The following is a 21831-nucleotide window of genomic DNA, read 5'->3' as shown; positions in this document are numbered from 1 at the left end:
CGACGCCGAGGAGGAACAACCCCTGTCCTTAGGGCGCCCGAACCCGGTCCGAAGCCAAGCGCAGGACCCAGGAAACACAGCCTAGTGCCGGCCCCGCCGGCCCCGCAGGGTGCGCAGCCACTCCCCGAACCGCCGGGGCCCGCGCGGTTCGGGGACGCGGTCCGGTCCGTGGTCCGGGGGCGCGGTGTCCCCGGCGGCCCCGCCCGCGAGGGGCGGACGGGTGTCGGGGGCCGGCCGCGGCGGCGGCGGGACCGAACGGTAGAGCGACAGGTCGGTGAGGGTCTCCTCGCCCGCGTGGATGCGGTAGCGCCCGTGGAGTTCGGCCACCACGTCGCCGAGGTCCTCCCCGTCCCGGCGGACCCGCAGGGCCCGGGCCAGGGCGCGGGTCCGCCAGAGCCGGACCCCGGCGTCGCGGGTGGGCGAGGTCGCGGGGAACAGCTCGGTGATCCCGGCGCGGGCGCGTTCGGCACTGGCCAGCATGCGTGAGACGGCCACCTGCCCCAGCCCCCAGGTGACGGGCACCCGCAGCAGGAAGGGCGAGGGGAACCCGGTCCGGGGGGCGGACGAGGCGAAGGAGACGCGGGGGTCACGCAGGTAGTTGGCCTGGACCAGGCGCAGGTCCAGGTGGGGTCCGCACGGAGGGGCGGACTCGGAGCCCGCGCCCTCCCAATCGGCGACCAGGGTCAGGCCCAGGTCGGTCTCGGCGCTGTCCAGGATGCGGTCGACGCATCCGCGCACCAGGTCGTAGGGGGCTCCGGAGACGTCCACGACGGCGTGCACCAGGGGGACGCGTCGGCGGTGGGCGGGCAGGGGTTCGCGGTAGGCGTGGGGGTGGGGCATGAGCTCGGCGAGCACCTCGGTGCGGAAGCGTTCGGAGGGCAGGCGGGTGCGCGCGGTGGTGGCGCGGCCGATGTGCCAGGCGGTGGCGGCCCTCTCCGGGACCATGACGGCACCCGCCTGCCAGAGCCGGTAGCCGAACTCGGTGTCCTGGCCCAGGTCGAGGTCGGGGTCGACGCCTCCGGCCGCCTCGTACAGGCTGCGCCGCAGGCCCGCCGCGGCGCCGACGTAGGCGTGGAAGCCCAGGTGGTCGGCGTCGCGCAGGTCGCCGCTGTCGCGCAGGAGGTGTTCGACCCACTCGTGGTGGCGGCCGGTGTCCAGGGTGTCGTGGAGGGTCCGGGTCCGGGCGCGCGCGATCACGTCGGCGGGGTCGGTCGGTCCGGTGTCGGCGAAGCGGACGCGACCGAGGGTGACGGCCTCGGCGTGGGTGTGGTGCCACCGGGCCTGCGCCTCGACGAACTCGGGGCAGGCGACCATGTCGGCGTCCATCCAGAGGAGGATGTCGCCGGTGCTGGCGTGGGCTCCGAGGGCGCGCGCGTAGCCAGCGCCCCAGACGCCCTCGGGGGCGCGCACGAGGAGGCAGTTCCGGGGGCGGACGGTGGGCAGCCGCAGGGGTGGCGTGGTGTGGATGTCCACGACCACGACCTCCAGGAGGCGGTCGGGGTAGGTCTGCACGGCCAGGGCGGCCAGCGCGAGGTCGAGGCGGCGCTGGCCGCCGCGCGCGGGGATGACGACGCTGACGCGCAGGTCGGGTGCCCACTCTCCGGGGGACGGCGGCGTCAGCGCGCTCCAGTCGTTGCGGAAGACGCGGGTACGCACCCGTTCCACACGGCCTCGGTGGGAGACCCCGTCGACATGAGACGCTACGTGATTATTCAGTGACACAGGGTCACTATAGCCATGATTACCCACGGCGGGGCGCCGATCACCGATGTGTTACGAATCGGTCGTGTCCGCCGATCCCGGCGCCGGTCGCGTGCCGGGCGCCGTCACGTGCGGCGCGTTCCGCGGGAGCCGGCCCACCTCAGCGCGCGGAACCGCCCCCACCGGCCCCGAGCATCCTGATCCCGAGCCAGACCACGCCGACGAGCAGGGCGATCATCAGACCCCACACCAGCACGCCGACCACGATGGACAGCAGCCAGAAGAACACGAGCACGACCGCCAGACCCGCGGCGATTTTCAGCAGAAGACGTCCCATTCGACACAGAATACGCGGATGCGCCGGTGTCCGCAGTGGTGATCCGCCCCGGACACCGGCGCACCGTCAGGCCCACGCCCCTAGCCGACGCGCACGGCGGCGGTGAACACACCGTCCCAGTAGTCGGCCAGGGCGACCTCCTCCAGCGGCTTGGACGGGTTGGAGCCGTGGATCATGTTCCCGTTGCCCGAGTAGATGCCCACGTGGCTGGGCGCCGACTCGTCGTAGAAGAACAGCAGGTCACCGGGCTGCACCTGGTCGCGGGAGATCCGTGTACCGGCGTTGACCTGGTCGTAGGTGGTCCGCGGCAGGTTGACACCCGCCTGGGCCCAGGCCGCCTGGACCAGGCCGGAGCAGTCGTAGGAGTCCGGTCCGGTGGCGCCCCACTCGTAGGACTTGCCGATCTGGGCGCGGGCGAAGTCCAGGACCGCCTGCACGTCGCCGGAGGCGGCGACGGGCGCGGCCGCAGCGGTGTCCGCGCCCGCGGCCGAACCCGAGGTCGGGTCCACCCCGCCCAGCTCCGCCAGGACCTCGGCCTGTTCGTCGAGCGCGGCCTCACCGTCGGCCTGGGCGGCCTCGGCCTCCTCCAGCGCCTCGGCGGCGGCCGTCTCGGCCTCCTCCGCCTCCTCCCGCAGGTCCTCGGCCCGTTCGACCTCGGTGACGTAGTCGGCGAGGACGACCTGCTGGCCTACGGACAGGTAGTCCAGGTCGGCGACGCTCCGGAGGGCGTCGTCCGGCGCGCCCTCGAAGATCACGTTGAGGAGGCTGTGGGTCCCTCCGGTGTAGGCGGCCTGGGCGATGTGGACGACGTCGCCGGACATCGCGTCCAGGTCCTCCTGGGCCCGGGCCAGGCGTTCCTCGACGTCCTCCAGTTGGGCCTGGGCCGCCTCGTGGTCCTCTTCCGCCTGGTTGTAGGCCTCGTTCAGCTCCGAGAGCTCACGCTGGAGCTCCTCGTAGCGGCCCTGGGCCTCCTCCTGGGAGGTGTCGGCCAGGGCGGCGCCGGACGAGAGCAGCACGGCGCCGGCGGCCACGCATCCGACCGTCGCGAGTCGGTGCCGTACGCGTGCACGGGGTTCCGGGTTGCGAGTCAAGGGATGACTGCCTTTCTCCCACACCCGTCTACCGCCGCCGGGCAGCGCCGAGGGCACGCCGGTGTCGGGCGTGGGGCTCTGCGTGGGCGGGGGATCCGGCGTCGGCGCGAAGGGGCCGCGGGAGGTGGGCCGGGTCTGCTGCGGCGGCCTCTGCTCGTGGGAAAGAGGACTACGAGCGAGCAGAGTGCAACGGAAACCGGACACTGTCCCCCTTGTGGGGATCACTCGGGCGTTCCGGCTTGGTGGGAACACTAAACCATCATGGAAGGATTCGCGACCCGTTCGTTACCTTCCCTTGGGCAACCCTCTTGACCTGCGAACATACCCCTCCGAAGGGGTGGATCGCCGTCCACGCCGAGGACGTCGCGGCGCGGACCCCGCGCGCACCGCCCCCCGAACCGGAGCGGACGACGCCGCATGGTGTGACATGTATCACACACACCGCGGGAAGGGGGCGGGCCCCACGGACCCGCCCCCTGAGCTGGTCAGATGTGGCGTGACCACCAGTCGAGGATCGCCTCGAAACGGGCGACCCGGTGGCTGGGCAGCCCCGACCGCGACAGCTCGTGCCCCTCACCCGGGAAGAGCAGCATCTCGGCCTCGTGCCCGCGCGTGCGCAACGCCACGAACAGGCGCTGGGCCTGCTCCACCGGACAGCGCCAGTCCTCCTCCGAGTGGATGATGAGGACCGGGAGGTCGATCCGGTCGGCGTAGGTGAGCGGGCTCTCCTTCACCCACGTCTCCGGTGGCCCGTACAGGGGGCCGGGGAAGAAGGCGCCGATGTCGGAGGAGCCCTGGAAGCTGTCGATCGCGTTGACGGCGCGCTCGGTGACCGCGGCCCTGAACCGGTCGCCGTGGTGCGCGGCGAGCCAGGTGGTCATGAAACCGCCGTGCGAGCCGCCCATGACACCCACGCGCGAGGCGTCCAGGCGTTCGTCGCGCAGGGCCTCGTCGAGGAAGGCGAGCACGTCCGTGGCGGTGACCGGGCCGACCGACCCGATGATCGCGCGGCCGTGCTCGTGCCCGTAACCGGACGAGCCGCGCGGGTTGCACATGACCACCGCGTACCCGGCCTCGACGTAGACCTGGGTCTCGTCGAAGAGCTGCCAGCCGTACTGGGCGAGCGGACCGCCGTGGATCATGAGCACGACGGGGTGCGGCCCCTCTCCCTCCGGCAGGGTCACCCAGCCGTGCACGGGGTAGCCGTCGGCGGTGCGGGCGGTCAGCTCGGTCATCGGCCGGGGGTCCAGACCCTCGGAGAAGGAGGTCAGGTCCTGTTCGCCGTCCTCGGTCACGCGCACCAGCTCACCGCTGCCCGCGCCGTCGGCGACCACCGCGACGGTCACACCGCCCCGGTGGTCGAAGGACTGGGCCTCCACGGCGCCGCCGACCAGCGTGGTCGGCTCCCCGCCCGCGAAGGGCACCCGGACCAGGTGCACCGCACCCCGGTCCTCGATCCGGGTCACCAGTCCCTCGTCGGTCACCCGGACCTCACCGGTCGCGCGCGGGCCCTCCTCCGGGGTCAACCGGGTGGGGGACGCCGAGCCGTCCGCCGGGACCGACCACACGCCCGTGGTCCGTCCGACGAAGTCGTTCAGGTCCGAGCCGAGCTCGTCGGCCAGGAAGTACACGGTGGCTCCGTCGGCGGCGAAGACGGGCGCCCCCGCGAACAGGTCGCCCGCGGTGAGGCGGCGCGGCACGGCGCCCGACTCGGGAGCGCACACCCACACGTCCTCGACCAGGTCGGTGTCGCGGGTGTCGTGCCGCGCCGCCGCGAAGACCAGCAGGGAGCCGTCCGGGCTCCACGCGGGGGCGCCGTGGTCGGTGTCGGCACCGGTGACACGGACCGGCTCGCCCGGCTCACCGGAGGGGTCGATCGGCGCGGTGACGAACACCTGGGAGCGGCGGTCGCCGGTGAAGCCGAGGCCGTCGAGACGGTACTTGAGCCGGGTGATCCTGCGGGGCGGCTCCTTGCCCGGCTCGGCGCCGGCGTACCGCCCGTCCTCGGGGATCCGAGCGGTGTAGGCCAGGCGGGTGGAGTCCGGACTCCACCGCACCGCGGAGACACCGAGCGGGTGACCGGTCACCTTCCAGGGCTCACCTCCGTCGGCCGGCAGCACGTGGAGCTGGGCTCTCCTGTCGTCGTCCGGACGCAGGAAGGCGATCCACCTGCCGTCGGGCGACCAGACGGGCGCGTCGTCCCTCGTGCCGCGGGTGAGCTGGCGGGGCGGCGCGGAGCCGTCGGTGGGAACCGACCACAGGGCACCGGTGTAGGTGTCCTCCTCCAGATCCGGGCGGATCACGGAGAAGACGGCGTGTGTGCCGTCCGGCGAGAGCGTGGGGGCGCTGATGCTGTGCAGGTGGACGATGTCAGAAGGTCGCATACGCCGATCTCGGCCGTCGCGGCACGGGGGTGAGCCGGACGGCCCCTCCTTTTCCTTGGCGGCGGGTCCGTTGTCCGGGGGCACCGCGTGGCTGGCACGACGGAGGGGTGGTCGTATCCCGAGCAGGTGGGACGGGACCGCCATCCGGACGGGCCGACTCCCACCGGTCCGGAGGGAACCGACCCACGGGGACCCTATCCGCGTCCCACTCGGGAAATCCAGGACGCAGGACCCGCCGATCCGTGCGCGCGGCACCGGAGCCGTGCCGCGCGCCACGCGGCCGCCGCGCGGGGCGGCCCGCCCCGCGGGCCCCGCCTCACCCCGGGGTCTGCCGGGACCGCGCCAGCGACCCGTGCACGCGGTCGGTCTCCAGGAGGGTGCACACCCACCGGCCGCCCGCGCGGTCGACGCGGAAGGCGAACGCCCGCGCCCGCAGGTCGCAGGCGATGACGGCGCTGACCTCCAGCGACGCGGGAGGACGGGCCTGGTGGAAGACGCGCCCCAGCCTGGGCGCGATCCCGCACGGGACGCTGCCGCGCAACCGGCGCAGCTCCTCCCGGACCGGGGCGGCCAGTTGGTCGCGCATCACCTCCGGGGCGCGGCGGCCCACCAGGACCTCCGCCATCCGCTGGGCCAGGTGGTACACGTCGCCCGGGGTGCGGTGGCCCTGGAGCGGAGCACCGCACCGTCCCCCGCGCGGTCGGCGCAGCGGGGTCCTGGCGGGGGTGGCGACGGGCCGGTGCGCGGGAGTGCGGCCGTTCCGGCAGTCGGGGCGCGGGCACAGCGGGTGTCGGGCGGCGTGGGCCATGGAGGGGTGTCCTTCCGGGAGAGGTCGTGCACCTTCACCCGGACTCGGAGGACCCGACGCCGCCGACACGCCACCGGGAATTCCAGGTTTCTTGGCCACGGCGCCACACGTCCGGGGAACGGGCCGTCCCGGACAGGCGGCATACTGCCAGTGTGACCAACGCGTACCTTTCCTCCCCCACTCCGTTGGCCCTCGCGCACCGGGGCGGGTGGTTCACCGACGACCGGGGCGTCCGGCGCACCGAGCTGGAGAACACCGCCGTGGCCTTCCAGCACGCCGTCGACCTCGGGTACACCTATCTGGAGACGGACGTGCACGCCACCAGCGACGGCGTCCTCATGGCCTTCCACGACGACACGCTGGACCGGACCACCGACATGAGCGGCGCCATCGGCGACCTCCCCTACCGGGAGGTGGCGCGGGCCCGGGTCGCCGGACGCGAACCGGTGCCGGTGCTGGAGGACCTGTTGGGGTCCTGGCCGGAGGCGCGGTTCAACATCGACCTGAAGTCGGACTCGGCCGTCCTGCCGATGCGCGACGTGCTGCGCCGCACCAACGCCTGGGACCGGGTGTGCGTGGGCTCCTTCGACCAGTTCCGCCTCGACCGCGCCCGGCGCCTGTTCGACCGCCCGGTCGCCACCTCCTGCGGCCCCGTCGACGTGGCGCGCCTGCGGGTGGCCTCGCTCTCCCCCCTGCTGCGCGCCCTGGCCAGCCGGGTGCCCGTGTGCGCGCAGATCCCCCTGTGGCAGGGCACGTTCCCGGTGCTGAGCCGTGACCTGATCCGCACCGCGCACCGCCTGGGCCTCCAGGTGCACGTGTGGACGGTCAACGACACGGACGTGATGAGCCGTCTGCTCGACGCCGGAGTGGACGGGATCGTCACCGACAACACCGTCGGGCTCAGGCGGGTCCTGACCCGGCGCGGCCGGTGGCGGGCCCCCTCCCGCGGCACCGACGGCACCCTGAAGAACGGATAGCGTCCCCCATGGCCAACACCCAGGAGCCGACGACCCAGGGCTCCCCCTCCCACGACGCCGCCCAGCGCAGACGCGAGCAGCGCGGCTGGTACGTCTACGACTGGGCCAACTCGGTGTTCATCACCTCGGTGGTCACCGTCCTCATCGGCCCCTACATGAGCAATCTGGCGTGCGCCTCGGCCGGAGCCGCCGACGCCGGCGCGTGTCAGGACTCCTCGCTGTCGATCACGCCGCTGGGCGTGGACGCGGTCACGCTGCACCCGAACGCGCTCTACCCGGCGCTGACCACCGTGGCCATCCTGCTCCAGATCGTCCTGCTGCCCGTGGTCGGCGCGATGGTCGACCAGTCCAGGCACAAGCGGCGGTGGCTGTTCTGGCTGGCCGCGGGCGGTTCGGCGTGCACGGCGGGCCTGTACGCGGCCACCGGGGGCTACCACCTGGCCGCCGCGCTGTTCGTCCTGGCCAACGTGCTGTACGGGCTGTCGATCGTGGTCTACAACGCGTTCCTGCCCGAGATCTCCACCCCCGACGAGCGCGACCGGGTGTCGGTCACCGGCTGGGGGATCGGCTACCTGGGCGGCGCCCTGCTGCTCGCCGTCCACCTGGGCCTGGTCCTGTCCGCCGACTCGCTGGGGATCGGCACCGACCACGCCGTCCGGATCGCGTTCGCCTCGGTGGGCCTGTGGTGGGTGGGCTTCACGGTCCTGGCGGTCCGCCCGCTGCGCGACCGCTACGGCGCGCTGGCCGCGGGGACGCGGGGGCGGCCGAGGGTCGGAGCGTCGCTGCGCCAGTTCGGGCACACCCTGCGCGACATGCGCCAGTACCCGAACACCATCCTGTTCCTGCTGGCGTTCATCTTCTTCAACGACGGCATCCAGGCGGCCATCCGGTACGCCGCGCCGTTCGCCAGCCAGGACCTGCGACTGAACGAGAGCGCGCTGATCGCGACGATCCTGGTCATCCAGTTCGTCGCCTTCGTGGGCGCCTTCACCGCCGGGCGGGTGGCGCGCGCGGTCGGCACCAAGGCGACGGTCCTGGGATCGCTGGCGGTGTGGTGCGCGCTGGTCGCCCTGGCCTACTTCCTCCCCGTGGGGAACGTACCGCTGTTCGTGGCCATGGGCGTGGGTATCGGCCTGGTGCTGGGCGGCACCCAGTCACTGGCCCGGTCGATGTTCTCCCAGCTGATCCCCAAGGGCCGCGAGGCGGAGTACTTCAGCCTGTTCCAGATCTCCGACCGCGGGTCGACGTTCCTGGGTTCGCTGGCCGTCACCATCGCCGTCAGCCTCACCGGCGGCTACCGGACGGCGATCCTCTCCCTCATCCTGTTCTTCCTCCTGGGCGGCGCCCTGCTGTGGCGGACCCGGATGCGCGAGGGCATCGCCGCGGTCGGCAACGAGGTGCCCAGCCGCCTGTGAGGCGGCGGTCCCGGCCTGTCGTCGGGCCCGGTCATACTGGGGCGTGGTCCGCGGACACCTACCCTGCCGCGCGACGGGCGGCGTCCACGGGACACGCCCTGAGAACCGACGACAGGACGGGGAGGCGCGGTGCTGGTCCTGCACGGGTCGTGGGTCGGGGACGCGCTGGCGGTGTGGGGTGAGCGGCCCCGCCCGGCGTCGGCTCCCCCGGGCCCGGCCGGGACTCCGGAGCGGCACCCCTTCGCCCTGCCCGCCGACGACCTGCGCTCCCTGCTGAGGCCCCTGGGCGCCGGGGGCCCGCCCGCCGACGACCTGCGCCTCGTCCTGCCCGGAGACGGCCGGGCCCCGTCACACTCCGCGGCGGGCGCCGACGGCCCCGGAGGCGCCCCCGCCCACCTGACGCCCTGGCGGGTCCCGGCGCTGTTCCTCGACGCACGGACCGCCGAGACGCTGCTGGCGGCCCTGGACACCCCGCGCGACGGTCTGGCGGTGGGTCCCGCCCTGGCGCACCTGAGGGCGGTACGCGGCTTCGCCGAACGGCTCGTCGAGACCGGGTGCGTCCTGCCCGACCTGGTCGGCGACCCGCCGCGCGCCCGGTGGCGGCCCGCCCCCGTCGAGGCCGCCGAGGAGCACCTGGCGGCGCTCACCGACTCCCTTCCGACCGCGGCCCGCGCCCACCTTCCCGACGAGGCCCCGGACACGGTGGCACGGGCCTGCGTGCTCGCGCCCCTGGAGCTGCTCACCGACGCCGTGGCCCGCCGCCTGGCCCGCCGCCCGGAGGCCGGCGGACGGACCGGGGCGGACGGACCGGCGGAGCACCTGGCGGCCGCACTCACCGGCGGGGACACCCGGGTCGACGCGGCCACCGCCGGGGCACTGCGCGCTCCGCTGCGCGAGTGGCGGTCGCGGGTCCGCGGCTCCGGCCGGGCCCAGCTGCTGTTCCTGCTGCGCGAACCGGACCGGGAGGGGCCGTGGGAGGTCGGGTTCTGGGTGCGCTCGGTGAGCGACCCGAGCCTGCGCCTGCCCCTGGAACGGGTGTGGCTGGGCGAGGGCGCCGCGTGGCTGCCCCGCGACGTGGGTGAGACCGCCCTGGCCGACCTGCGCCGGGCCGCCCGCCACTACCCCGCCCTGCACCGGGCGCTGCGCGACCTGGCGCCCGCCCGGCTGCTCCTGGACACGGCCGGGGCGCAGGCGTTCGTCTCCGAGGCGGCGCCGCGGCTGGGCTCGGCGGGGTTCGGGGTGGTGCTGCCCGAGTGGAGCGGCCGCCGGGCGCTCGGTCTGCGCATGACCGTGGAGGAGCAGCCGCGGCGGCGCAAGGGGGGTGTGGGCGTCGACGACCTGGTCCGGGTGTCCTTCGAGGCGCTGGTGAACGGGTCCGGGTCCACCGAGCCGCTGTCCGGGGAGGAACTGGACGAGCTCGCGGAGCTGGCCCGGCTCAAACGCTCGTTGGTGCGGGTGCGCGGCAGATGGATGGAGATCGACCCGGAGAGGGTCGGTGCCGCCCTGGAGGCGCTCCGGAAACGGGGCCGGGGGTGGACGCGCAGGGACGAGGCGGTGCGCGCCGCCATCGGGGTGGCGGACGCCGCCCCCCTGCCCGTGACCGACGTCGTCGCCGAGGGGCCGATCGGCGCGCTGCTGGAGGGCGGTGTCTCGGCGCGGCTGCGTCCCGTGGGCACACCGGAGGGGTTCGCCGGCACCCTGCGCCCGTACCAGGACCGCGGTGCGTCGTGGCTGCGCTTCCTCGGTGAACTCGGGTTGGGCGCGATCCTCGCCGACGACATGGGGCTGGGCAAGACGGTGCAGCTGCTGGCCCTGCTGACCGACGAGCGGGACCGCTCACCGGCCCCGGGTCCGACACTGCTGGTGTGCCCGGTGTCGCTGGTGGGCAACTGGTCGCGCGAGGCCGCCCGGTTCGCCCCGGGCCTGCGCGTGCACGTCCAGCACGGCCCGGACCGGCCGTCCGGGAACGCGCTGGCGCGGCTGGTGGGCAACTGCGACCTGGTGGTGACCACCTACGGCGTGGTCACCCGCGACGCCGAGGAGCTGGCCGCGCTGCCCTGGCACCGTCTGGTGTGCGACGAGGCCCAGGCGCTCAAGAACCACGGCACACGGCAGGCGCGGGCGGTGCGGTCGCTGCCCGCCGCCACGCGGATCGCCCTGACCGGGACCCCGGTGGAGAACAACCTGGGTGAACTGTGGTCGGTCATGGACTTCGCCAACCCCGGGCTGCTGGGGTCGGCCCAGGACTTCCAGCGCGCGGTGACCGACCGCGCCGACGATGAGGAGGCGGGCGCCGCCACCGACCTGGTGCGCCGCCTGACCCGGCCGTTCGTGCTGCGGCGGCTCAAGACCGACCGGTCGATCATCGCCGACCTGCCGGAGAAGTTCGAGATGCGGACGTGGTGCACGCTCACCCCGGAGCAGGCCTCGCTGTACAAGGCGGTCGCCGACGACATGGCCGAGCGGATGTCCGAGGCCGACGAGAGGGAGCGCAAGGGCCTGGTCCTGGCGACCATGGCCCGGCTCAAGCAGATCTGCAACCATCCGGCCCAGTTCCTGGGGGACGGGTCGGCTCTGGCGGGACGCTCGGGCAAGCTCGACCGGTTGGAGGCGATCCTGGGCGAGGCCGCGGCCGAGGGCGACAAGGCGCTGTGCTTCACCCAGTACGCGCGGTTCGGGGAACGGCTGGCGCCCTATCTGCGCTCCCGGTTGGGGGTGCCGGTGCTGTGGCTGCACGGCGGCACCCCGCGCTCCGAGCGCGAGGAGCTCATGCGCCGTTTCCAGGACGCTCCCGGACCCATGGTCTTCCTGCTGTCGCTCAGGGCGGCCGGGACCGGGCTGAACCTGACCGCCGCCAACCACGTGGTGCACGTGGACCGGTGGTGGAACCCCGCGGTGGAGAACCAGGCCACCGACCGGGCGTTCCGGATCGGGCAGCGGCGGGACGTACAGGTGCGCAAACTGGTGTGCGTGGGCACCGTGGAGGAGCGGGTGGACGAGATGATCGAGCGCAAGAGCGCACTGGCCGACGGCGCGGTGGCCACCGGGGAGCAGTGGCTGGCGGGGCTGGCGGTGGAGGACCTGCGCGCGGTGGTGCGGCTGGCGCCGGAGGCCGTGGCCGGATGAGCGCGACGTGGTCGGCCCTGGTGGCCGGGGCCCTGGGCAGCGGGGACGGCGACCCGGGTGGCGGTGTGGAGCGGTTGGCGGTGCGCCCCGGTGAGGTCCTCGCCCGGGTGCGCGACGCCCGCGGCGCCGTCCACGAGGCGAGCCTCATCCGTACGGTGCTGCCCGACTCCGAGTGGGAGCGGGCGTGCGCGGCGCTGGCCTCGCAGCCGGTGTTCCGCGCCCGGCTCGCGGCCGGGGAGCTGCCGGTGGCCGCCGCACGGGTCTTCGGGGTCCTGGGGCTGGACCTGGTGCCGCGCGGGTGGGCCGACCTGGTCGCCACCTGCTCGTGCGACCGGTGGGAGGGCCGGTGCTCCCACCTGTCCGCGACGGCCGCGGCACTGGGCGGTGAGGCCGACCGGGACCCGTTCGCCCTGGCCAGGTGGGCCGGGCGGGAGCGTCGCGCACTCGTGGAACGGGTGACGGCGCTGTCCGGCCCGGGAAAGGGGACGTCGGCGGATCCGGTGCGGAGGCTCCCCGGGAAAGCGGAACCGGATGCGGGGGAACGGCCCGGCGGAAACGTCCGGGTGGGAGCGCCCTTCCGCGCGGCCGACTTCTGGTCGGCGCCCGAACCCCCCTCACCACCGCGCTTGCCGGAGGCGGCGGGAACCCGTGTGCGGGCGGCGGCGCCGGGCGCGGTCGCCGACGGACTGCCGATGTTCCCCCGGGGCGGAGGCCCCTCCCGGAAAAGCGAATAAACGCCGTCGGATTTTCTGTGGAAAACGCCGATGGGTGCGTAGTTCCACGGTTACGATTCCGGTGGAGACCGCACCGCGCGAACGAGCCGCGGGGGTGTGCCTCCGCTGCGGTGCCCGCTTCCGCCGCCCCTGTCGTGGAGCCAGCCACTCCACGCGAGGGTGTCGACGCCCGCCGCGTCCCGCACCCGCCCCGGCCCGCTCGTGCGATCGGCCTTCCCGCCGTGACCCGCGCCGACGCCCACCCACACGACCGTCGGTCGCACCGCACCCGGCGGCCGTACCCGCATCGCACAGAAGGAGGCAGGGATCCGCCCCGGCTCCAGGAGTCGGCGCGCCCCGGACCACACATGGCCGATCGCTTCCCCCCCGACATCGACATGGACACCCCCAGCATCGCGCGCATGTACGACTACCTGCTGGGCGGCAAGGACAACTTCGAGGCGGACCGGGTGGCCTGCGACGTACTACTGGACCGTGTCCCGGAGGTGCTGTCCCTGGCCAACGACAACCGCGCGTTCCTCTCCCGCGCGGTCGAGTACGTGGCCGCACGGGGCGTGGAGCAGTTCCTCGACCTGGGAGCGGGCCTGCCGACGGCCGACAACACCCATCACGTGGCGCAGCGGACCAACCCCGAGGCCCGGGTCGTCTACGTCGACAACGACCCCATCGTGGCCGTCCACGGCCGCGCGCTGATCAGCGACGAGGGCCGCACCGCGTTCCTGCACGACGACATCCGCGCCACCGACCGGATCCTGGACGCGCCCGAGACACGGCGGCTCATCGACACCGGCCGGCCGGTGTGCCTGATGGCCGTCTCCCTGCTGCACTGCGTGCCCGACGAGGACGACCCCTTCGACGCCATGCGCGCCCTCATGGACCGGCTGGCGCCCGGTTCCTGGCTGATCTTCTCCCACTGCGTCACCGACGACCCGGCCGCCGGGGACTGGATCACGCGCAAGATCCTGTCCTTTGGCACCCCCTGGGGCCGGGTGCGCGGTGAGCGGGAGGCGTCGGCGGTCTTCCGGGGTCTGGAGCTGGTCAGCCCCTGGAACGACGATCGCGACCACGGGCCGCGCACGGTCGACTGCGCCACCTGGCGCCACCCCGAGCGCGCCCCCCTCCCCCGCCCCTCCGACCCCGGGGTGAAGCTGTGGGAGATGGCGGGGGTGGCCGTCAAGCGCTGAGCGGTGGCCGTGCCCCGCCCGGCGCGTCGTCGCCTCCCTGCGGGGAGGACCCGGGACCGGGACGGGGAGGGCGGCGGGCCGCGACGCGTCCGCGGCCGGGGGCTGCGCGTGTCCTCAGCCGGTGAGGTGCTCGGTCAGCAGACCGTTGACCCTGGCGGCCCGTTGCCAGGAGAGCAGGTGGGCGGCGTCGTCGAGGACCACCATGCGGGCACCCGGTACGCGCTGGGCGATGAGGTCGCCGTGGCCGCGCGGGGGCGTGGCGGGGTCGTCGGCACCCGCCACGACCAGGGTGGGCGCCCTGATCCGGGACAGCTCCTCGCGCACGTCGTGGTGTTCGATCGCCTCGCAGCAGCCCGCGTAACCCTCGGCGTCGGTGGCGGCGATGTCGTCGCGCATGAGGATCACGTCCTTCGGGTGCTCCTCGGCGAAACCGGGGGTGAACCACCGCTGCACGACCGCGTCGGCGAGTGCGGCCGGGCCCTGGTCGCGGGCGACGGCGGCACGGTCGCGCCACGCGCTCGGCGGCCCCATGTACGGGGAGGTGGCCAGCAGGGCGAGGCGGTCGATCCGGTCGGGCGCGTGGACGCCCAGCCACTGACCGACCATCCCGCCGATGGACAGCCCGGCGAAGTGGGCGCGCTCGACGCCCAGCCGGTCCAGGAGCCGCAGGACGTCCCCGCCCAGGTCGGCCATGGAGTAGGGGCCCCGGGGCGCCGGGGTGCCCCCGTGGCCGCGCTGGTCGTAGCGGATCACCCGGAACGCGGTCGAGAGCGCCTCGACCTGGGGCCCCCACATCCGGACCGTGGACCCCAGTGAGCCCGCCAGCACCAGTGGCGGGGCGTCCTCGGGCCCGCTCTCGACGTGGTGGACGTCGACGCTCATCGGGTTCCTCCTCGTTCGGTGTCGGTACCTTCCACGCCGCCGGTCCTACCCCTCTTCCGGCTGGCTGATCCGCGCACCGGGGGAGTGACGACAGCCGGACGGTGTGACAGCATCGCAGCCAACACGGGCGTTCCCGCTCCCGCCCGCCCCCAGTCCCGACCAGGAAGGCCCCATGTCCACCGAAGCCGAACCGGCCCGCGGCACCCACTTCGTACAGTCCCTGGAGCGGGGACTGACGGTGATCCGTGCCTTCTCCGCCGAGCGGCCGTCCATGACCCTGAGCGACGTGGCCCGTGCGACCGACCTGACCCGCGCCGCGGCGCGGCGCTTCCTGCTCACACTGACCGACCTGGGCTACGTGCGCACCGACGGGCGCCTGTTCTCCCTCACCCCGCGCGTACTCGAACTCGGCTACGCCTACGTGTGCTCGGCCGGGCTGCCCGACGTCGCCCAACCCCACCTGGAGGACCTGTCGGCCCGGGTGAGCGAGTCGGCGTCGGTGTCCGTCCTGGACGGGGACGAGATCGTCTACGTCGCCCGGGTGGCCACCCTGCGCATCATGACCGTGGCGATCACCGTGGGTACCCGCTTCCCGGCGGCCGCGACGTCGATGGGCCGTGTCCTGCTCGCCGGATTCGACGACGGGGCGTTCGACGCCTTCCTCGCCAGGGCCGAACTCCCCAAACTCACCCGGCACACCATCACCGACCGGGCCGAACTGCGCGCCGAGGTGGTCCGCGTACGCGGCCGCGGCTACGCGGTCGTGGACCAGGAACTGGAGGAGGGCCTGCGCGCCCTGGCCGCACCCGTGCGCGACGCGTCCGGCCGGGTGGTCGCGGCCGTGAACGTGTCCGCGCACGCCGCCCGTTCCTCCCTCGAGGACGTCCACGACCGCCTGTTGCCCGCCCTGTTGGAGACCGCGGCGCTGATCGAGGCCGATCTGGTCGCGGTGGCGCGCCGGGACGCGGAGCGGTGAGCGGGGCCGCCCCTCGGCGGTACGCCTATGTCGGACCCGCCGAACCGCTCACCCTGGTCCGCGCCGGGGCGGGCGGTCGGGCCGTGCGCGGGACGGACGACCTGGCCGCGTGGCTGGCCGCGCGCGCACCCGGCGAGCGGGAGGAGCCGTTCACCTTCGTCGTCGGGCTGGACGGCGTGCTCCGCGTGGCTCCCCGGCGCGGTGAGCACGTGGTCTGCGCTGGTGGGGAGCGGGTCCTGGCCGCAGGGGAGATCACCTTCGGGTGGCGCCGGGGCGACTGGCGCGTGGTCGGGGTGAGCAACCAGTCGACCGGGTACTGCCCCGATCCCGACTGCTGGCCCGCCGTGGCCGCCGCGCTGGACCGGGCCGGGATCGTCCGTCCCGACGGCCTGACGTCGCCGTGCGTCTTCCGGCGCTGCCCGGCGTGCGGTGAGCGCAACCTCGTCAAGGACGGCTTCTTCGTCTGCGCGCTGTGCGACGCGGACCTGCCCGCGGTGTGGAACCTGGACCCGCCGGGCGGAGGGCGCGGGGACCACCCGGGCGGCTGACCCCTCACGGGCGCACGTACACCCCGGCCCGGGCGGCCTCGAAGGCGGCCCGGGCCGCGCGCCGCGCGCTCTCCTCGTCCAGCGGGTCGCCGCTGGCGAGCGCACGGTAGTACAGCGGCGCCGACACCGCCCGGACCACCTCGCGGGCGTCGGTGCCCCGCGGCACCTCCCCCCGCCCGACGGCCGCCTCCACGCAGGGCGCCCACTCGCCGACGCGGGCGGCGTAGAACCGGTGCAGGGCGCTCGCCGTCCGGTCGTCGCAGGTGGCCGCGGCGATCACCGCACGGAACAGCGCCCCCTGGCGCGGGTCGGTCAGGGTGTCGCGCACCAGGCGGGCGTTGGCGGTCAGGTCCTCCAGCAACGACCCCGTCTCCACCCTGGGCAGGGACTGCTCGGCCATGTCCTCCAGCAGGTCGGCGACCAGGGCGGGCACACTCCCCCAGCGCCGGTAGACGGTCGTCTTGCCGACTTCGGCGCGCCGGGCCACGTCGGCCAGGTCGAGCCGGTCGACGCCGTGCTCGGCCAGCGCGTCACCCGCCGCGCGGAGCACCGCCGCGCGCACGCGCGCCGTCCTCCCGCCGGGCCGTACGGTGCCCGGTTCCTCACCCGTCACCATTAAAGGGACTCCTGTTCCGTTAATGCGCGTTCCGTGCTAGCGTACATCGCGCACTAACGGAACCAAAGACCCGTTAGTGGTTGAGGGAGGATCGTCATGCAGTACCGAACCCTGGGTGCGAGCGGCCTGCGCGTGCCCGAACTGAGCCTGGGAACGGGAACCTTCGCCGGACGGGGGCCCCTGTTCGGTGAGTGGGGCACCAACGACCACCGCCAGGCCCGCCGCCTGGTCGACATCGCCCTGGAGGCGGGGGTGACCCTGTTCGACAGCGCCGACGTCTACTCCGACGGCGCCGCGGAGGAGGCCCTGGGCGCGGCCCTGCGCGGCCGCCGCGACCAGGCCCTGGTCTCGACCAAACTCGGCCTGCCCATGGGCGAGGGCCCCCAGGACGCGGGCACGTCCCGCTCACGGATCATCGAGAGCACCGAACGGGCGCTGCGCCGCCTGGACACCGACCGCGTCGACCTGCTCCAGCTGCACGGGTTCGACGCCGCCACCCCGGTCGAGGAGAGCCTGTCCGCGCTGGACACCCTGGTGCGCGACGGCAAGGTCCGCTACGTGGGCGTGTCCAACTACGCCGGGTGGCAGCTGATGAAGGCCCTGGCCGCAGCCGACCGCCTGCACCTGCCCCGGTACGTCGCCCACCAGGTGTACTACTCGCTCGTGGGCCGCGACTACGAGTGGGAGCTCATGCCGCTGGCCGCCGACCAGGGGGTCGGCGCCCTGGTGTGGAGCCCGCTGGCGTGGGGGCGTCTGACCGGGCGGATCCGGCGCGGCGCGCCGCTGCCCGAGCGCAGCCGCCTGCACCGGACCGCGTCCCTGGGGCCCGCCGTGGACGAGGAACTCCTGTTCGACGTGGTCGACGTCCTGGTCGAGGTCGCCGAGGAGGCCGGACGCACGGTGCCCCAGGTGGCGATGAACTGGCTGCTGCGCCGGCCCACGGTCTCCTCCGTGATCGTCGGCGCGCGGGACGAGGACCAGCTGCGCGAGAACCTGGGCGCGGTCGGGTGGGAGCTGACCCCCGGACAGGTGGCGCGCCTGGACGCCGTCAGCCACCAGGAACCGCCCTACCCCCGCTCGCCGTACCACCGGCAGGAGGGCTTCGCCCGGCTGGACCCGCCGATGTTCGCCAAGGCGTGAACACGCGCGGGCGGCCGTGTCCGTCAGGTGGGGCGCATGCGGAACACCTGGAGGCGCATGCCGTAGTACTTCTCGGTCTCGCCGACCCACTCCATGCCGAGCCGGCGCGCCACCGAGATCGCCCGCTCGTTGTCCGGCCGCGCGACCGCGAAGAGCTCCTCGATGCCCTGTTTGAAGGCCCAGTCCGAGACGGCCTGGCTGGCCTCGCTCGCGTACCCCTGGCCCCACAGGTCGGGGCGGATCGCCCAGGTGAGTTCGAAGTCCTCCTCGAAGGGCGGGAGCAGTTTGAGTGAGAGTCCTCCCACCAGTTCGCCGTCGGAGACGCGCACGATCGCCCACCGGCCCGCGGGCGGAACCAGGTTGGGCCCCGCCTCGATCCAGGCGTGCAGCACCGAGCGCATCGCGTCGATGTCGGTCACCGGTTGCCACTCCGGCGTCAGCCAGCGCGCGATCTCCTCGGCCCCGTAGATGCGCAGGGCCGCCTCCGCGTCGTCCAGCTCCCACTCCCGGATGAGGAGTCGTTCGGTCGGCAGCTCAAGGCTCATACGATCCACGGTAACCCGGACGGCCCGGCCGCGACAGGGGGCCGCCGCACATACGTGCGATATCCGCCGGACCCACCGTGACCTGGGCGGTCATCCCGACCAGACGTCCTCCACGTACCGGTCGGAGGCGATGAGGCCGTCCAGCCAGCGCCGCGCCCCCGCGTGGTCCGACCCCGTCATCTCCCGGTGGATCCGGGCGAGGGCGTCGCGCACCCCGGGCGCCATGGCGCGCCCGTCCCCGCACACGTGCACGCGGCCGCCCTGCTCCAGCAGCGACCAGACCTCGGCGGCCTCGGCCACCAGCCGGTGCTGCACGAACCGGGCGCCGTCCACCGGCGCCTCGCTGAAGACGGGGCGGAGGCTGACCGCGCCGGACCGCTCGGCCGACTCCAGCTCCTGGCGGTGCAGGAAGTCCACGTCCGGGTGGTCGCACCCGAAGTAGAGCAGGGCGGTGCCGTCCGCACCCGCGTGGACCCGGTCGGCGACCGCGCCGCGGAAGGGCGCCAGACCGGTGCCGGCGCAGACCATGATCAGCGGGGTGCCGTCCCGGGACGGCCGGAACCGGTCGGCGCAGGGCAGGACGCGCGCCTGCACGGTGTCCCCGGGGGCCAGGCGGGCCGCGTGCCGGGAGGCCGTCCCGTGGTAGGTCCCCCGGCCCCGGCGGTGCGGCCCGGTGAGCTCGGCGACCATGAGGTCGACGGTGTCCGGGTGGGCGTCCGCGGAGGAGGAGACCGAGTAGCGGCGGGGGCGCAGCTCCGGGAGCATCCCCAGGTAGTGCTCCAGGGGGAGCTGGCAGGAGGGGTGGTCCTCCAGCAGGTCCAGGACGCTGACGCCCGGTCGCGTCACCCGCCCGGCGAAGTCGTCGTCGGACAGCCCGGCCAGTTCCAGGAGCGGACGGCGCTCGGGCGGGCAGGGCGTGTGTTCGGCCAGGACCGCGACCTGGGCCGGGGTGGCTGGCGCCTGGAGTTCGACGTAGTCCGACAGCAGTCGCTCCAGGGTGAGGGGTCGGTCGACGGGCAGTGCGCCGCGGGTCCGGCGCCGGGGCGTGATCCGCACCGTGCGCCGCAGGTCCAGGCCGAGGCGGGCGGCGGCCCGGCGCACCAGCTCGGGGGCGTTGCTCGGGAGGACGGCCAGGTGGTCGCCGGTCCGGTAGGCGACGCCCTCGGGAAGTTCGAGGCGGACGAACCGCTTGGACCGGCCCAGGAGATGGCCGGTGTCGACCAGTTCACCCGTCTCCAGCACCCGCATGGGCCGCAGGCCGTGGTGGTGGGCGAGCTCCTCCCCCGCGGACGCGGCGGCGTCGGTCACGGTGTAGGGCGGGGCCTGGGCGCCGTCGCGGTCCGCCTCCGCGGAGGGTGCGCCCGCGACCTCCTCGCCGTGGCGGTCCAGCAGGAGTGCCCGGGTGGAGGCCGTCCAGGCGTCCACGGCGGTGGCGAAGTCACCGGAGGTGTCGGCCTCGCCGCGCGGCCCCAGACGGGTGGCGCCGGCGGCGTGCAGGAGGTCGTCGACGAGGGTGGGGACGCGCTGGTAGGTGGCCGCCCAGTTGCGGTCCCCGATGCCCAGCACCGCGTACTCGACCCCGTCCAGCGCCCCGGGGTCCAGCCCCTCCAGCCAGCTGACGAACTCCGCGGCGTCGTCGGTGGGCCTGCCGTTGTAGGAGGCGGTGGTGACCAGGACGGGGCCCGAGTCCTCGGTGAGGCGGTCGACGGACTGGTCGAGGGTGGCGGTGATGGGCGCGAAGCCGTGCTCGGCGGCGTCCTCGGCCAGGTCGCGGGCGATCGCGGCGCAGGTACCGAGGTTGGAGCCGTACAGGACGGTCAACGCCGTGCCGGGGGCGCGGCGGGTCGTGGCGGTGCCGGCGGCGTCGGTTCCCGCGGCGGGCCCGGCGGCGGCCGGCGCCGGGGTGGCGGCGCGTGTCCGGTCGGCGCCGGTACGGCGGGCCAGGCGCAGCGTGAACCCGTCGGGTTTGACGGTCAGGGTCTCCTTGACCCTGAGCTCGTAGTCGGCGTGGTCGATGAACCGGTAGCGGTGGATGAGCAGACCCAGCACCATGACCGCCTCGTGCAGGGCGAACTGGCGGCCGATGCAGGCGCGTTCACCGTTGCCGAACGGCTTGAAGACGTGCGGGGGCCGGGCCTCGGCCCGGTCGGGAGCGAAGCGGTCGGGGTCGAAGAGTTCGACGTTGTCGCCCCATTCCGGTTCCCGGTGCAGCCCGGGGATGAAGACGACCAGGGGCGTGCCCGCGGGGACGCTGTGGCGGCCGCCGACCACGGTGTCCTCCAGGGGCTCCACGGAGAAGGCGGGTGCGGTGGGCCACAGCCGCAGGGACTCGTTGAGGATCTGGCGGACGTACGGGAGCCGGCCCACGTCGGCGTAGGTGGGTTCGGGCAGGTCGGTGTCGCCCCACAGGGCGTCGACCTCGGCCTGGGCCCGGGCGAGGACCTCGGGGTGCTTGGTGAGGTAGTGCAGCGCGAAGGACAGGGCGCCGCTGGTGGTCTCGTGTCCGGCGATGAGGAAGGTGATCACCTGGTTGCGGATGTTGACGTCGTCCAGGAGTTCGCCGGTCACCGGGTCCGGGGTGTGCAGCATCCGCCCGAGCAGGTCGGAGGTGTCGGTGTCACCCGAGCGGCGGCGCCGTCCGATCACCTCGTCGACGGTGGTGTTCATGTAGGCGACGTCGGCGTGGAAGGAACGGTTCGCCCGGACGTGGAGGGGTTCGGTGCCGGGCAGGTAGGTGCTGCGCTTCTGGGCGTACCCCAGGCTCCCCGCCATGGCGGTGACGAAGGGGTGCAGGTCGTCGCGGTCGAAGGAGCCGAAGTCGTAGCCGAAGCCGCAGCGGCCGATGGTGTCGAAGGTGAGCCGGGTCATGTCGCCGACCACGTCGACGGGCCCGTCGCCCGCCCGGTCCCACTTGGCGAGCAGGCCGCGCGCGACGTCGAGCATCGTGTCGTGGTAGTCGCGCATCGCGCCCAGGGAGAAGGCGGGCATGAGGATGTCGTGGGCCTTGCGCCAGTTGGGTTCGTCGCTGAAGGCGGTGAACAGTCCGTCCCCGACCATGGTGCGCAGGAACAGCAGGGCGTCGTGGACGCCCTTGCGGAACCGGGTCTCGTCACAGACCTCGGCCACCAGGTCGGCGCCGGTCACACTGAGGAACTCCTCCCCGGGCACGCGGACGCGGATGATCGGGCCGGTCTCCCGGTGCATCCGGGCCAGGCCGCCGACGAATCCGCGCTGTCCGGCGATCTCCAGGGTGTGGCCGAGCAGGGGCAGGCCCTGGGGTTCGGGAATCGGGGCGAGCATCGGTGCGGATGTCATGGTGTCCCCCTCGGACTCAAGGAATACGACTGACTTTGTCACATGACAAAGT

At 74.0% G+C, this 21831-nt stretch carries 17 protein-coding genes; 8 read left to right on the top strand and 9 right to left on the bottom strand.

Annotation, left to right across the window (positions count from 1 at the left end; genetic code table 11):
- Positions 1 to 81 precede the first annotated feature (81 nt).
- The 5 genes from ACTVAJ_RS29325 to ACTVAJ_RS29305 form a co-directional block, all read right to left on the bottom strand.
- Positions 82 to 1665, bottom strand: coding sequence for a glycosyltransferase family 2 protein (locus ACTVAJ_RS29325; RefSeq protein ID WP_470391548.1), 1584 nt, complete (start codon positions 1663 to 1665; stop codon positions 82 to 84).
- Between the two features lie 196 nt (positions 1666 to 1861).
- Complete coding sequence (locus ACTVAJ_RS29320) at positions 1862 to 2038, bottom strand: hypothetical protein (RefSeq protein ID WP_470391547.1); 177 nt, start codon at positions 2036 to 2038, stop codon at positions 1862 to 1864.
- 80 nt (positions 2039 to 2118) lie between these two features.
- Positions 2119 to 3129, bottom strand: coding sequence for a C40 family peptidase (locus ACTVAJ_RS29315; RefSeq protein WP_470391546.1), 1011 nt, complete (start codon positions 3127 to 3129; stop codon positions 2119 to 2121).
- Between the two features lie 485 nt (positions 3130 to 3614).
- Positions 3615 to 5513 carry a S9 family peptidase gene (locus ACTVAJ_RS29310; protein ID WP_470391545.1) on the bottom strand — a complete coding sequence of 633 codons (1899 nt, stop codon included), beginning with the start codon at positions 5511 to 5513 and terminating at the stop codon, positions 3615 to 3617.
- Positions 5514 to 5829: 316 nt separating this feature from the next.
- A complete protein-coding gene (locus ACTVAJ_RS29305; RefSeq protein WP_470391544.1) occupies positions 5830 to 6321 on the bottom strand; it encodes an Rv3235 family protein in 492 nt (163 codons plus the stop codon).
- A 152-nt stretch (positions 6322 to 6473) separates the two neighbouring features.
- Between ACTVAJ_RS29305 and ACTVAJ_RS29300 the strand changes: the two genes are divergently transcribed.
- The 5 genes from ACTVAJ_RS29300 (at position 6474) to ACTVAJ_RS29280 (ending at position 13757) form a co-directional block, all read left to right on the top strand.
- The gene (locus ACTVAJ_RS29300; protein WP_470391543.1) at positions 6474 to 7298 is read left to right on the top strand and encodes a glycerophosphodiester phosphodiesterase; all 825 of its coding nucleotides are present in this window, start codon (positions 6474 to 6476) and stop codon (positions 7296 to 7298) included.
- An 8-nt stretch (positions 7299 to 7306) separates the two neighbouring features.
- Positions 7307 to 8713, top strand: a complete 1407-nt coding sequence (locus tag ACTVAJ_RS29295; protein ID WP_470391542.1) for an MFS transporter — start codon at positions 7307 to 7309, stop codon at positions 8711 to 8713.
- A gap of 129 nt (positions 8714 to 8842) precedes the next feature.
- Positions 8843 to 11839, top strand: coding sequence for an SNF2-related protein (locus ACTVAJ_RS29290; RefSeq protein WP_470391541.1), 2997 nt, complete (start codon positions 8843 to 8845; stop codon positions 11837 to 11839).
- Complete coding sequence (locus tag ACTVAJ_RS29285) at positions 11836 to 12573, top strand: SWIM zinc finger family protein (RefSeq protein WP_470391540.1); 738 nt, start codon at positions 11836 to 11838, stop codon at positions 12571 to 12573. Before ACTVAJ_RS29290 ends, ACTVAJ_RS29285 begins: the two co-directional genes overlap by 4 nt.
- A 347-nt stretch (positions 12574 to 12920) precedes the next feature.
- A complete protein-coding gene (locus ACTVAJ_RS29280; protein ID WP_470391539.1) occupies positions 12921 to 13757 on the top strand; it encodes an SAM-dependent methyltransferase in 837 nt (278 codons plus the stop codon).
- 114 nt (positions 13758 to 13871) lie between these two features.
- Here ACTVAJ_RS29280 and pcaD read toward each other — a convergent pair whose 3' ends face one another.
- Positions 13872 to 14639 (bottom strand): 3-oxoadipate enol-lactonase, encoded by a 768-nt coding sequence (gene pcaD, locus ACTVAJ_RS29275; protein ID WP_470391538.1) that lies wholly within the window; start codon positions 14637 to 14639, stop codon positions 13872 to 13874.
- Positions 14640 to 14811: 172 nt separating this feature from the next.
- Between pcaD and ACTVAJ_RS29270 the strand changes: the two genes are divergently transcribed.
- Together ACTVAJ_RS29270 and ACTVAJ_RS29265 are read left to right on the top strand one after the other, a co-directional pair.
- Positions 14812 to 15615: an IclR family transcriptional regulator domain-containing protein gene (locus ACTVAJ_RS29270; protein WP_470391537.1), complete on the top strand. Its 804-nt coding sequence runs from the start codon at positions 14812 to 14814 to the stop codon at positions 15613 to 15615.
- Positions 15612 to 16163 (top strand): hypothetical protein, encoded by a 552-nt coding sequence (locus tag ACTVAJ_RS29265; RefSeq protein ID WP_470391536.1) that lies wholly within the window; start codon positions 15612 to 15614, stop codon positions 16161 to 16163. The genes ACTVAJ_RS29270 and ACTVAJ_RS29265 overlap by 4 nt, the downstream gene beginning before the upstream one ends.
- 4 nt (positions 16164 to 16167) lie before the next feature.
- Here the strand turns inward: ACTVAJ_RS29265 and ACTVAJ_RS29260 are convergent, their stop codons facing one another.
- Positions 16168 to 16779 carry a TetR/AcrR family transcriptional regulator gene (locus ACTVAJ_RS29260; protein WP_470391535.1) on the bottom strand — a complete coding sequence of 204 codons (612 nt, stop codon included), beginning with the start codon at positions 16777 to 16779 and terminating at the stop codon, positions 16168 to 16170.
- A gap of 96 nt (positions 16780 to 16875) precedes the next feature.
- Here ACTVAJ_RS29260 and ACTVAJ_RS29255 point away from each other — a divergent pair, with 96 nt between their 5' ends.
- On the top strand, positions 16876 to 17919 hold the full coding sequence (locus ACTVAJ_RS29255) for an aldo/keto reductase (protein ID WP_470391534.1): 1044 nt from the start codon (positions 16876 to 16878) through the stop codon (positions 17917 to 17919).
- Positions 17920 to 17942: 23 nt separating this feature from the next.
- Here ACTVAJ_RS29255 and ACTVAJ_RS29250 read toward each other — a convergent pair whose 3' ends face one another.
- Both ACTVAJ_RS29250 and ACTVAJ_RS29245 read right to left on the bottom strand, forming a co-directional pair.
- Positions 17943 to 18464: a GNAT family N-acetyltransferase gene (locus ACTVAJ_RS29250; protein WP_470391533.1), complete on the bottom strand. Its 522-nt coding sequence runs from the start codon at positions 18462 to 18464 to the stop codon at positions 17943 to 17945.
- Positions 18465 to 18554: 90 nt separating this feature from the next.
- Positions 18555 to 21779 (bottom strand): bifunctional cytochrome P450/NADPH--P450 reductase, encoded by a 3225-nt coding sequence (locus ACTVAJ_RS29245; RefSeq protein ID WP_470391532.1) that lies wholly within the window; start codon positions 21777 to 21779, stop codon positions 18555 to 18557.
- Between the last annotated feature and the right edge of the window lie 52 nt (positions 21780 to 21831).

The sequence above is a fragment of the Nocardiopsis sp. KDC1DS13DA1 genome (genome assembly GCF_055632325.1).
The sequence above is the reverse complement of the archived record's forward strand: the minus strand, read 5'-3'. Positions and strand labels throughout refer to the sequence as shown.